This is a genomic window from Helicobacter sp. MIT 14-3879 (genome assembly GCF_003364125.1).
In genome coordinates, this window is sequence record NZ_NXLP01000040.1 from 1 (window position 1) to 12,477 (window position 12,477).

The 12,477-nt window shown below is 35.5% G+C and carries 10 protein-coding genes and 1 pseudogene; 5 read left to right on the forward strand and 6 right to left on the reverse strand.

The genetic code is table 11. The features are described 5' to 3' along the window. The 6 genes and pseudogenes from CQA44_RS09905 to CQA44_RS09930 all read right to left on the reverse strand — a co-directional run. Window positions 1-471 (reverse strand): annotated as a pseudogene (locus CQA44_RS09905) (hypothetical protein); the annotation flags it as partial. Between the two features lie 23 nt (window positions 472-494). After that, complete coding sequence (locus CQA44_RS09910) at window positions 495-968, reverse strand: diacylglycerol kinase (protein ID WP_408941388.1); 474 nt, start codon at window positions 966-968, stop codon at window positions 495-497. Between the two features lie 79 nt (window positions 969-1,047). Continuing rightward, complete coding sequence (gene miaB / locus CQA44_RS09915; RefSeq protein WP_115547084.1) at window positions 1,048-2,358, reverse strand: tRNA (N6-isopentenyl adenosine(37)-C2)-methylthiotransferase MiaB; 1,311 nt, start codon at window positions 2,356-2,358, stop codon at window positions 1,048-1,050. A 635-nt stretch (window positions 2,359-2,993) separates the two neighbouring features. After that, complete coding sequence (locus CQA44_RS09920; RefSeq protein ID WP_115547085.1) at window positions 2,994-3,248, reverse strand: HP0268 family nuclease; 255 nt, start codon at window positions 3,246-3,248, stop codon at window positions 2,994-2,996. 614 nt (window positions 3,249-3,862) lie between these two features. Beyond that, window positions 3,863-5,083 carry an aminofutalosine deaminase family hydrolase gene (locus tag CQA44_RS09925; protein WP_115547086.1) on the reverse strand — a complete coding sequence of 407 codons (1,221 nt, stop codon included), beginning with the start codon at window positions 5,081-5,083 and terminating at the stop codon, window positions 3,863-3,865. Window positions 5,084-5,312: 229 nt separating this feature from the next. Next, the gene (locus tag CQA44_RS09930) at window positions 5,313-6,659 is read right to left on the reverse strand and encodes a sodium-dependent transporter (RefSeq protein ID WP_115547087.1); all 1,347 of its coding nucleotides are present in this window, start codon (window positions 6,657-6,659) and stop codon (window positions 5,313-5,315) included. 176 nt (window positions 6,660-6,835) lie between these two features. Here CQA44_RS09930 and CQA44_RS09935 point away from each other — a divergent pair, with 176 nt between their 5' ends. From CQA44_RS09935 to CQA44_RS09955, 5 genes are all read left to right on the forward strand, one after another. After that, window positions 6,836-7,213 carry a flagellar protein FlaG gene (locus CQA44_RS09935; protein WP_115547088.1) on the forward strand — a complete coding sequence of 126 codons (378 nt, stop codon included), beginning with the start codon at window positions 6,836-6,838 and terminating at the stop codon, window positions 7,211-7,213. 866 nt (window positions 7,214-8,079) lie between these two features. Next, entirely contained in the window at window positions 8,080-8,790 is a 711-nt protein-coding gene (locus CQA44_RS09940) for a YigZ family protein (RefSeq protein WP_258864994.1), read from the forward strand. 123 nt (window positions 8,791-8,913) lie between these two features. After that, the gene (locus CQA44_RS09945; protein WP_115547089.1) at window positions 8,914-9,822 is read left to right on the forward strand and encodes an AEC family transporter; all 909 of its coding nucleotides are present in this window, start codon (window positions 8,914-8,916) and stop codon (window positions 9,820-9,822) included. 325 nt (window positions 9,823-10,147) lie between these two features. Next, a complete protein-coding gene (locus tag CQA44_RS09950) occupies window positions 10,148-11,317 on the forward strand; it encodes a NifS family cysteine desulfurase (RefSeq protein ID WP_115547090.1) in 1,170 nt (389 codons plus the stop codon). A gap of 71 nt (window positions 11,318-11,388) precedes the next feature. Continuing rightward, window positions 11,389-12,369 carry an iron-sulfur cluster assembly scaffold protein gene (locus CQA44_RS09955; RefSeq protein WP_115547091.1) on the forward strand — a complete coding sequence of 327 codons (981 nt, stop codon included), beginning with the start codon at window positions 11,389-11,391 and terminating at the stop codon, window positions 12,367-12,369. Window positions 12,370-12,477 lie beyond the last annotated feature (108 nt).

Below are 12,477 nucleotides of genomic sequence, written 5' to 3' on the forward strand. Positions count from 1 at the left end.
TGTTTGTAGAAAAATATGTGTAAGTTTAATGGCACTAAGACTTCCCACACCTCTCGCATAATAAATTCGCCCAATAGAATCTATGCTTTGCAGCACACTAATGATTTTGCTTAGAGATTCACACTCTTGATGATTATTGTGAGATTTAGTATTGAGTAAAGTATCTTGTATTTTGCAAGGATAATGTTGAAATTTAGCATTAAAAGACTCCAAAAGATGCGTATCCTTAATCAAAATATTGCCAAACAAAAAAGGTAAGGTATCGCCGATATTGCCTTCTATTTGTAGTGAGGATAATAATTTTGAATCGGGTTTTGTATCCTTTTGTACTGCCTCATGCGAATTGCTGAAAATATTTTTTTGCACTATGTTAGAATCTATGATAGTTGTTTGAGAAAACTCTGAATTGACAGAAGAATATATTCCAAGTATTGCAGGATTATTGACGCTAATTAATACTAAATCAAACACTATCTACGCCTCTTTACAGAATCTTATTGTAAAAATTCTAGCCACAAAAAGATACCCCACACTAGGAGTAAAAATCCTAAGCCAAGCATTTGAGCGGCACTGCCCATATCTTTAGCTTTTTTTGCAAAAGGATGCAAATCTAAGCTTGTATGGTCGATAGCATTTTCTATTGCGGAATTAAAAAGCTCAATGATGACACAAAGAAATCCGGGTAAGATTAAGAGAATCTTTTGACTAAATCCATTACCCAACCAAACTCCCATGACAAAATTCACCAGACTGATAATAAAGACTTGACGAAATCCCTCTTCTTCAATAAATGCAGCCTTTATCCCATCAAGTGAATAAAAAAATGCGTGATAAATCCGATTAAATCCTGTCTTACCTTTTTGCATGTTTCTCATTGTGAGATTGTTTGCATCTTTTTTATGTTTTGTATGCGATGTGCTATGCTGTTTGAGAGATATTTTTGTAGGTGTATTGTTTTTCTTACTCATTACTCTTACTCGCTTGATACCTTGCTATTTTGTGTTTATAGAATCTTGGATTCAAAGTAGATTCTCTAATCCCCAAAGATTAACGACAAAGTACTTCCCCATAGAGTGTACTGCCCTTAACTTGAGAAATTATTACTTCACATATTTCTCCCATGTCAATAAATTCACGAATCTTTACCAAACGATTAGTATCACTCCTGCCTTCACTAAAAGTTTCATTAGACGTGATTTTGTTGTTTTCAATCAAGACCTTATGAATCTTGCCTAACTCCTCCATGCTATTTTCTTGCAGAATCTTTTTATGTCGGGTTTGCAGTCGGTTTAATCGCTCTTTTGCAATATCTTTTGGCACGCTTTTCTTATCTCCCCATGAATATGAAGAGGTGTTAGGGCGAGGTGAATACACAAAGCTATATAGAGTATCAAAGCGCACAGATTCTACAACTTTCATTGTTTCTTCAAAATCAGAATCCTCTTCACCCGGAAAACCTACAATAATATCCGTGCTGATACCAACATGCGGCACTCTCTGCTTAAGGTAGGCTATGCGATTAAGATACCACTCTTGCGTATAACCACGTTTCATAGATTTGAGAATCTGATTTGAACCACTCTGCAGAGGGATATGAATGCTTTTACAAATCTTGGGATTTTGCGCAAATTCATCTAAAAAAGAATCGCTCATGTGCAAAGGATGCGGACTTGTGAAACGGATTCTTTCTAATCCACGAATGCCGCTTAATTCCCTAAGTAAGCCCGTGAAATCAATTTTTGCGTGCGGCGTGCTAAAACGGATTCCGTAATTATTTACATTTTGTCCTAAGAGCAGAATCTCTTTTGTGCCGTTTTCAACGAGCTTTTGTGCTTCTTTGAGAATTAAATCAAGAGGGATAGAAATTTCTTTACCACGTGTAAAAGGCACGATACAGTACGCACATTTCTTATCACAACCAATCGAGATGTTTAGCAATGCCTTATAACTGCTTTTCTTGGAATCTGCAAAAACATAAGTGCTGTCGTCAAAATCTATATCAACTTCCACTGCTTTTGGTCTATGAATAATGCTTGTAATTTTAGAAACATTCCTTGCCCCTAACACAAAATCTACATGTGGAGACTTTTTAATAATCTCATGTCCCATAGCACTTGCCGTACAACCACACACGCCAATCTTCGCCCCCTCTTTTTTATTTTTAGCAAAATATCCTATTTCGCTAAAAAGTTTTTGTTCTGGTTTCTCGCGCACGGAACATGTATTAATAAGAATCAAATCTGCCTCATTGAGATTGGGGGTTAATGTATAGCCCTCTTTCTTTTGCAGTTCCAAAATAATATGTTCGCTATCGCGCACATTCATAGCGCACCCTAATGTTTCAATATAGAGTTTCATTGTTCGTCTTTGTTGAGAGATAGAAAGCAAATTTTGCTAAAAGGATAAAAAATCCAAACATAACAATCAAATAATGCACGAAACCTCCTAGCAAATTAGCTTCTTTGGTTTTTTGGGGAAGTGAGTGAATGCTCATATAAAAAGCAGCCCTACAAATACCCCAATCAAGAGTTACTACGTGATTGCTTCAAAGTCCTTGCTCGCGACCATGAACAACACACCTTTACCCTTTGAGATAAAAACACGACATACGGTAACATAATTTTTGTGTTTCTCTGCAAGTATATTCTAATTGACTTGCTATTTCCTTATCTATTTTTAATTTGGCTCACAAAGAGCAATGCCTGTAAAAATAAATCCAAAAGATGACACAAAGAAAAAGAATAACCTATCGCAGATTCCTTTAATTTGATAGACGGGATTCTAGTCTATCAATCATGAGAAAAGATAAATTCTTGTTCAAAAATCTTTTGCATGATGTAGAATCTTCGAGTTCGCAACCCCGACTTTGATGTGTCATGAGAGTTAATGCAGCTTAGGTTAGCTCAACCTCTCTTAGATAAACTATGTTTTTAAAAAAGTATTTGAGAGCTACCATAAGAACATTGTAGCATTCAGACTCTCTCATGCTAACATCAAAGAATATGCACTTCATAAATATAATCTTTTTCATCCATGCTGATTTTGAGTTCTCGCACAATAGTCGAGCGGTTTTTACTCTTAAAAAAACTTTCAAGTTTTTTGAGATTCTTCTCTGGATTTTCTCTGTCTAAATAAAAAATTGCTCCCCTTTTCTCATTATTATTGACAACTTCTGCCATTTTCTCTAAGGTAATGCTTTCTTGTGGAGAATCTGATTTAAAAGAATCTTTTGCGAGTTTGAGTTCCATAATATTCCTTAGTAGTCAAAATAAAAGAAAGAATTGTAGCATAAATCTATAAAATATTCTAAGTGCAGAGAATCCCAGATTTTCTATTCTCATTATGAGATACAGAGTATGCGTAAAACATGGATTGGTTATTCAAAGTTTGAGAATCAAAGATTCCTTATCTCAAGAGTGTTAAATTATAATGCCAAATCACCTTAATCATAATGTTCAATTAGATAATTGATGAATCTAGATTCTTTTATCATTTTCAATCTGCTTTAAAGAAGTAGAGATGTCTGAAAGAATGTATAGAGATAATTCTCTTTAAAGACTGACTTACCAGATAATAGAGATGACCCTGAAAAGCTTAATAAATTTTCTCACAAGGATAACTCTGCTTGTTATGTTAAACACTACAAATCTAAAGGATAGTGTAAGGATTTCAAACAAAAGACACTCAGAAGTGTATGCAAACTGCATAGGGTAAGAGAATCTAGATTCTTAAGTCTCAATATAGCCACCCCATTAAACAGCCATTTGCTTTAAGACTAGACTACTACCATCTGATTTTTATTCCGTTCACTCATGCTATCTTTCGCCATACGAGACTCTTGCTTGATTCAATATCCTCATTGCTAAATGTGAGAAAGAATATCTACTCCATTAATCAATAATGAATCTGCCTCTTTTGCGTGTAAGATAAAGTTTGTAACAAGTTGTTTATTATTTTCACAATCTAGTTTGAAAATCGCTATATCCGCATCCTTACCCTCCTGCAAGACTCCATTATTTAACCCTAAGGCTTGTGCAGAATGACAAGTAACAGCATATAGAATCTCTTTTGCCAGAGATTCTATATCGTTAGATTCTAAGCCATATTTTGCTATCGTGCTAAAGAAAGTATAACGCATCTCCTCTAAAAGATTGACATCATTATTAGAGCTTTTGCCATCTGTAGCAATGATAGTGTTATCTCCCGCTTTTCCATTTAAAAGCAGATTAGAACGTGGGCAGGAAACAATAGAGCCATAACGCAATATTTCTTGTTTAAATTTGGAATCTGCATAGAGACAGTGTATAAAAAGCGCGCGAACATCTACAAAAAGAGCAAGAAACTCCTCCTTATTAAAAGATTCTAGATCCTGAATCTGAAAGTATTTGCTATAAAATTCCTTGAAATATCCACTTCGAGATTCTAACCATTCGTATTCCTGCTTAGATTCTAAGAAATGTGTTGATACCAAGAGATTATATTTTGCTGCTAAATCAATGACATAGTGTGCGAGCTTTGGATGCACAGAGTATGGTGCATGTAGAGCTAAAGCAGGCTGGAATAAGGCATGTTTTATATTTAGGGAATGTTCAAGCCTTGCGGAAAGATTAAGAACTTGATTCTCAAAGTCTTTGCTATTTGCACCTAGAACTTCATGACAAAAAATGACTCGTAGGTTTGCATGTAAGAGTAATTCCAAATCCAAATCATAGCTACTGATGGCGCACACTGTGCCAACACCACTTTTCTTTTGCGTGAGAATTGCCTGTTGCATGGCTTTGATGTTGTTCTTAAGAATCTCATCGCGATTTTGCATGACAGTATTTAGCCACGTATCAAATCCCCCATACATAAAACTTGAAGTATTCTTACTGAATTCAAAATGAATATGCGCATTAATGAGTGCGGGCAAGATAATATGATTCTTGTAAAAAAGAGAATCGCAATGTTGATATTTTTCTTTCAATACCTGAAAATCACCTACTGCTTGAATCCTGCCCTCATCAATGAGAATACCTCCGTCATGCAAAATTTTTGCATCGCTATCGCACGTGAGGATAAAGCTTGCACCTAGTAGTTTCATAACCCACTCCTTATTTTGATTATAAAATAGACCTATTTCTTTGCTTACACAAAATATAAGCCATACCAACACAGCTTGAAACTATGATAAAATTTTAAAACTCAATCGCATTTATCAAGCTTAAGTTGGCATTAACCTAACAAATCTATTCCCTAAAATAAGCAGAAATAGCTCGCAAATACTAACATTACTATCTAAATATAACAAGATTCATAATCCCACAGTAAATCTATTTGGCAATAAATAACTCATAAAGATTATATATAAATATTGAAATTACCATAAGGGGAGCCAAAACCCTAATTGCAAAATACCAAAATAAAAACATAGGCTCACTAAAATACGGTTTTGTCCATTGCTGCAGATGCCGCCTTTTGATTGCATATCCCACAAAAATGCTTGAGAGCAATCCCCCTAATGTCATAATAATATTTGCGCTAATCCATTCCACCCAGTCAAACAATGTTTTACCTGCCATACTTAATGCAGTATGATTTTTATTGAGAGAGAGTATTAAAATTGTGCCTACAATGAAAATTGCAAAACCAACCAGCCATGTAAGAGCAACACGATCTTTGCCTGTTTTATCTTCTAGCCACTTAACACACGGTTCAAGCAGGGAAATAGTGCTAGACAATCCTGCAAAGCCTAAGCCAATCATAAAGAGAATACATATTACACTGCCTGTAAAACCCATTTTATAAAACATAACAGGCAAAGTGATAAACACTAATCCAGCCCCAGCTCCCACATCACTTTTACTACCATATTCAAACACAAATGTAAAAATCATTAACCCAGCAATAATCGAGATAATTACACCGGGGATTAAAACCCATAAAGCCGCATTAAAAAGATTTTGCTCCTTGTCAGTAAAAGCTGCATAAGTAATAATAATGCCAATGCCAAGCGAAAGAGAGAAAAAAACTTGTCCCATAGAATCAATAAGCACTTTAGGAGTAATCTTAGAAAAATCAGGCATAAACATGAATTTCACACTCTCACTAAAACTCTCCATAGTCATAGCATAGATGAGCAATCCTATAAAAATGATAAACAATAGGGGCATTAGTACAAAATTAAGCTTTTCAATACCACTTTTTATGCCTTTTGCCACAAAATATGCAGTCAGAATAATAACAACACCAAAGCTAAAAATCTGTGCCTTAAAATCTTGACTTAATGTAGAGAATAGAGCTTTAGAATCTTCAATATTTTCAGGCAGATAAAAGCTTATCGCCAACAAATAATACACAACCCAACCCAAAACAATACAATAAAAAGTAAGAATAAGAGGACCTCCCCAGATAGTTAATCCCACCCAATGCCATTGCTTGTTTTTAGTTTCATCTAATGTATTAAAAGCATCTTGAGCATTTTTTCGTGTGCGATTTCCAATAAGCATTTCAGCTATAAGCATGGAGATTCCTACACCAAAAGAAATGATAAGGAAGAGTAAAATAAATGCAAATCCCCCATTTAGCCCTGCCATGGTGGGAAAACGCCAAATATGTCCTAAACCAATAGAACTACCCAAGGTAGCCATGATGAAGCCAAGTTTGGTAAATGTTTTCATAGTTTTTCCTAAGATTTTTAGAATTTTTTAAAATATTGAGCTTTTGATTATTGCTTAATTAAGTAAATATGATAGCCCCCGTGATTCTATTGAAGCTTTAAAAAACTTAAAAACTGCCGATAATCTTTATAATTGTGAATACTTCAAATAAATTATTAATTACTAAGGAGTCTATGATGGAAACACAGGGAAGTTCATTATCGTCATTGCAAAGCACTCTTATGTCATTAGCAAGTAATGCAGGGAAGCCCCACGAAGCAAGGAAATCCCCTATTCAAGCAGCAATGGAAGGCAATAAGCAATTTGAAGATAAGAGAAGAGATGCTGCCCTACAAGAACAGCTTTTACACTTATCAAGGCAACTCCAAGAGGAGATGAAAAGAGTAAATACCAATATAGATTTCTCTTATAATGAAGAGATTAAAGGATTGGTAGTAACAGTACGTGATGCAACGGGAGAGAGAATTATCCGAGAAATTCCATCAAAAGAAGCCATTGAGCTTATGCGGAAGATGCGCGATTTGATTGGAAACATTTTTGATGAACGTGTGTAGATTCTCAAATTACCGCTATATTATGCTTAAATAACGCACCCATTAAGAACTCTTAGGGCATGAGAACATAACAAAGATTGAACTTTGATGTTTTTCTGCATAATTGCTATATTTTGTTTAAAAGGCTTGTGCTTTATAGATTCATTTGTGTAGCAATTAAGATTCTATTCTTGTTGCGCACAACATTTAATAATGCATAATATTGAATTACTTGTATTGAATTATATATGCTGGGGGGATATTTTTTGGTTCATTTTAGGAGCTAGAGTAAAAATTTGCTGATATATTCGTATCATTTTGTCATCTTTAGATTCTTAATATCATGGACTGTGAGATTTGGATTAAATCTTTGCATTAAACTTATCCTCTATTGACCCCTCTCATAAAACTAAATACAAGCTAAATGATAGATGATAATTTCAAGATTCAAAGATTACACAAAGACTTGTGTAGGATAGCGGCAAGATTCAAGAGATAACCCATCAATGATTAGATACACAGTTAAGAGAAACAGCTATCAAGTATTATCAATTAAAGCTAAATAAGATTAGCAAAGGATTCTAATTTATGTTTAATTGCATAAGCAGCAAAGTCAAGTATAGATTAAGAATCGTGTTATAATTTTATAGTGTTGATGGTCTTTATTTTAGCCCTATCCTCTACTTTGAGCTAAACATAAATGTTAGATAGCGGTGGAATGCTAGAGATAATTGCTCTCTTAAAACAAGTTAGGACTTTTAGAAATGTGATAACTATAATTTTCATGCTACCTAGCATTAGGATTGCCATGCCATGGTGTGAAAACAAAGTTTGAGTAAAGACATTGTTGCTTTATCTTAATTGAGTTTTATAATAAGGATATTTCTGTGTATGTTTTGCTTAATACAGATTCTCATCATGCAAACGTTGCTATTTTAGGCATTCATGAAGTAAAACATTCAAAATTCTTAGCATACCTTTACAATATGGCATTAGTCCAAGAGCCTGTGTTACAAAATGATAAGGGCTTAGATGATATTTCTAGCATTCAAAAAGGTGATTCTATAATCTCCCAGATAAAAAATAGACATGATTCTGTCCTAGAAACACTGCATTTGGAACATAAAAAAGCAGCACATTTTGTTACAGCTTCACGTGTTATGGGTCCCAATAAACAAATCCTAGAATCTAGCAGCGATGATGGAGAGCCAAAGGGGAGCGCGGGTATGCCTATATTAGAAGTCTTGCGCGGTGAACAAATTATTAATGCAATGTGCGTTTGTGTGCGATATTTCGGTGGCATAAAGCTTGGTATTGGTGGTCTTGTCCGTGCTTACACGCAAGCTAGTCTGAATGTCATTGCAAAGGCTAAGGAATCTCATCTCTTAGAACCCTATACCGTCAAAGAGACTTTTACACTCACACAAACTATTAATCATTACAACCTTATCGCTTATCTTGCACATACACACGGGCTAGAGATTCTGCAAAAGAAATTTCTGGGAGAAACTTTCAATATTGTCATACAAGGAGAATCAAAAAATATTCAAAGCTTCTTAAAAGAATTACAACATCTTTCACTCAATTACAAACATTAGATTTTCCGATATTGATGATGTTATCAAGGGCTTATTTTTATAAATCTTTGTGCAAAATCTGCCTATTCTTACAAATACTGTTATAATGTGCTACTTCAGATTCTTGACAAATAAAGAGTAAGTATGTTGCTAGCAATGTATAGTATTTTTGTCTTTATTTTTATTGGCTATGCGGCAAAGATATTGCGTTTGGTAGGAAATAAACAAAGCGGCATTTTGCTTGGATTCCTGCTGAATTTTGCCCTACCAGCTCAAGTTTTTAATGGGACATATCACGCAGAAATTAATCTTGCTTTCTTATTCATGTGTCTTATTGCTTTATTGTGTAATATTTGTGGAACACTTATTTTGCTATTGATAGGAAAGTTGTTTCGGATTGATAGAGAAAGCACTATTGTGCTATGCCTTATGGGCATGTTGGGAAATACGCTTTATTTAGGCTTGCCAATCATCAAGGGGGCATTGGGTGAAGACTATGCTAATCAAGTTGTCATTTATGATCAATTCGTTACAGGAATCCCCTTTGCTTTCCTTGCACCTATTATGCTTAGCTTAGGAGGTAAAGGGGTATTTTCGGTGTCTGCTGTGCTTGTGCGACTTTTTAAAAGCCCCTTATTTTTATCTCTACTTTGCGGCTTTGCCTTTAGGCTTATTCCCTTTGAGATTCCAAAGGATTTATTTGTACCTTTGCAAAGCCTAGCCCAAACCGCTACTCCCGTTGCTCTCTTTGCTATTGGCGTGCAACTTGAACTAAAGGGAATTTTAGATTGGAAACTTACCACCTTACTTTTAAGCGTTAAGATGATTTTAGCCCCTTTGATATTGTTTTGTTTCGTGCATTTTGTTATGGGAGGATTCACTAACCCATGGCGCATGGTGCTATTAGAAGTCGCTATGCCTCCTCTTGTAAGTGGCGTGGCACTCGCCCTTAAGGCAAAGCTTAACGGTAGATTAGCATTAAATAGCGTGGCTTTCGGTCTTTTGGCAAGTTTTATGACTATCCCCTTATGGCTGTATGTTATCGCAGAATGATTGTTTCATTATTGCAAAAATTTGGTGATGTAAAAAGGGACAGAAATCTTAAACTTCCTCATTTAAATAAAATTATTCTGCCGCAATGTAAGATAAGGTTGTCAGGAAAATAACCCTTAAGACAATAGGATTCTGATTAAAAAATGCGCAATCTCTCTTGTAAATGTATAATTATTTTACTCATTTAATTTTTTACATTGATTTTGTCTGTTTTTTATTTTAAAATCTGCTAAATTTTGGTATATTTTCAACTCATAGCCCAAATCATTATGAAAGAAATAAAAAAATACTTGGAAGATAATTTTCATTATTTAGGAGTTCATTAATGCAAGAAAGAATATACTTAGACAATAATGCAACCACTAGGATAGACCCAAAAGTGAGAGATATAATGCAGCCTTATTTTTGTGAGAAATTTGGTAATCCCAATAGCCTACATAAATACGGTACAGAGACACACCCAGCAATTCAAGATGCCCTAGAGAAGCTTTACGAGGGCATTAATGCAAACGACAGTGATGACATTATTATCACAGGTTGTGCTACTGAATCTAATAATTGGGTATTGAAAGGTGTATATTTTGATTTGATTCACAATAAAGATAAGAATCATATCATTACGACGGAAGTTGAGCATCCAGCAGTCAGTGCCACTTGCAGTTTTTTAGAAAGTTTAGGCGTAGAAGTTACACGACTACCCATTAACAATGAAGGCGTTATCACTGCTGAACAAGTACATAGGGCAATCACAGATAAAACTGCTCTGGTAAGTGTTATGTGGGCAAATAACGAAACGGGGCTTATTTTCCCCATTCAAGAAATTGGCAAAATTTGTAAAGAAAAAGGTGTATTATTCCACACAGATGCCGTGCAAGCTATTGGCAAAATTCCTGTTGATGTGCAAGAAGCAAATGTTGATTTTTTAAGCTTTAGCGCTCATAAATTCCATGGACCAAAGGGAATAGGAGGACTTTATATCCGCGAAGGAATAGAATTGACACCGCTTTTGCACGGGGGGGAACACATGCGAGGTAGGCGCAGTGGCACTTTGAATGTCCCCTATATTATTGGTATGGGAGAAGCGATGAAGCTCTCTGTAGATTTTTTGGACTTTGAAAATTCCATCGTAAGAAAATTGCGTGATTCACTAGAAAATGCTCTTACAGAGATTCCAGATGTTTTTGTAGTTGGCAACACAACTCACCGTGTACCTAATACTACACTTATTAGCTTGCGAGGGATTGAGGGTGAAGCGATGCTATGGGATTTGAACAAAGCTGGAATTGCCTGTTCAACGGGAAGTGCTTGTGCTAGTGAGGATTTAGAGGCAAATCCCGTAATGGTAGCTATCGGTGCAGATAAAGAATTGGCACATACTGCAATTAGAATCTCACTTAGTCGTTTTACTACCCAAGCAGAAATTGATTATACAATAGAGGTTTTTAAAAGAGCTGTGGTACGTTTGCGTAATATTTCTAGCTCATATAGCGCGTAGATTCAACAATCATTATCGTGTACAGAAATCTACTAAGACAACGATAAATTATTTAATGATAAGGATTAATAATGGCAAAGAATGATTTAATCGGAGGAGCACTTTGGGATGCTTACTCCAATAAAGTGAGTGAAAGAATGGATAATCCCACACATTTAGGGGTCCTTACTCAAAAAGATGCCGATGCAAAAAACGCTAAACTAATTGTAGCTGACTATGGTGCAGAATCTTGCGGAGATGCAGTGCGATTGTATTGGCTCGTGGATAAAGATGATAAGATTATTGACGCAAAGTTTAAGAGCTTTGGCTGCGGTACTGCAATTGCAAGTAGCGATATGATGGTAGAGCTTTGCCTTGGCAAAAGAGTACAAGATGCGGTTAAAATTACCAATCTTGATGTCGAATATGCTTTGCGCGATGACCCAAATACGCCCGCAGTCCCTGGACAGAAAATGCATTGTTCGGTTATGGCATACGATGTGATTAAAAAAGCAGCTGGGCTCTATCTTGGCAAAAATGCTGAAGATTTTGAAGAAGAAATTATTGTTTGTGAGTGCGCACGTGTTAGTCTTGCCACTATCCGTGAAGTTATTAAGCTTAATGACTTAAAAACTGTAGAAGAAATTACACAGTATACAAAAGCAGGTGGATTTTGCAAATCCTGCATTCGCTCTGGCGGACACGAAAAAAGAGAATATTATTTGGTAGATATTCTTGCAGAAGTAAGAACACAAATGGAACAAGAGGCATTAAAAACAAAAGTAAATCGAGCAGCAAACGGACAACTGTCTTTTCAAGACATGACTATTGCACAAAAGGTAAAAGCAGTTGATAAGACCATTGATGAACATATCCGACCCATGCTTATGATGGATGGTGGCGACATGGAAATTCTTGATATTAAAGATACAAGTGATGATTTCATCGATGTGTATATTCGTTATATGGGCGCATGTGATGGTTGTGCAAGTGCAGCAACAGGAACTCTTTATGCCATAGAAGAAGTGCTTAAGCAACACTTGGCAGATAATATCCGTGTTATGCCTATTTAAGCCTTTTATAATATCAAAAGTCATTGCTTCATGTAGCCCATGAGAATCTAAGAGTAGATTCACAATAAGCGAAAAGAACGTGATATAATAGAATCTTCCATATTATTT

Bases quoted from the DNA above. Each gene is read 5' to 3' on its own strand.
- CQA44_RS09910 (WP_408941388.1), bottom strand. From the start codon at position 968: ATGAGTAAGAAAAACAATACACCTACAAAAATATCTCTCAAACAGCAT.
- miaB (WP_115547084.1), bottom strand. From the start codon at position 2,358: ATGAAACTCTATATTGAAACATTAGGGTGCGCTATGAATGTGCGCGAT.
- CQA44_RS09920 (WP_115547085.1), bottom strand. From the start codon at position 3,248: ATGGAACTCAAACTCGCAAAAGATTCTTTTAAATCAGATTCTCCACAA.
- CQA44_RS09925 (WP_115547086.1), bottom strand. From the start codon at position 5,083: ATGAAACTACTAGGTGCAAGCTTTATCCTCACGTGCGATAGCGATGCA.
- CQA44_RS09930 (WP_115547087.1), bottom strand. From the start codon at position 6,659: ATGAAAACATTTACCAAACTTGGCTTCATCATGGCTACCTTGGGTAGT.
- CQA44_RS09935 (WP_115547088.1), top strand. From the start codon at position 6,836: ATGGAAACACAGGGAAGTTCATTATCGTCATTGCAAAGCACTCTTATG.
- CQA44_RS09945 (WP_115547089.1), top strand. From the start codon at position 8,914: ATGTTGCTAGCAATGTATAGTATTTTTGTCTTTATTTTTATTGGCTAT.
- CQA44_RS09950 (WP_115547090.1), top strand. From the start codon at position 10,148: ATGCAAGAAAGAATATACTTAGACAATAATGCAACCACTAGGATAGAC.
- CQA44_RS09955 (WP_115547091.1), top strand. From the start codon at position 11,389: ATGGCAAAGAATGATTTAATCGGAGGAGCACTTTGGGATGCTTACTCC.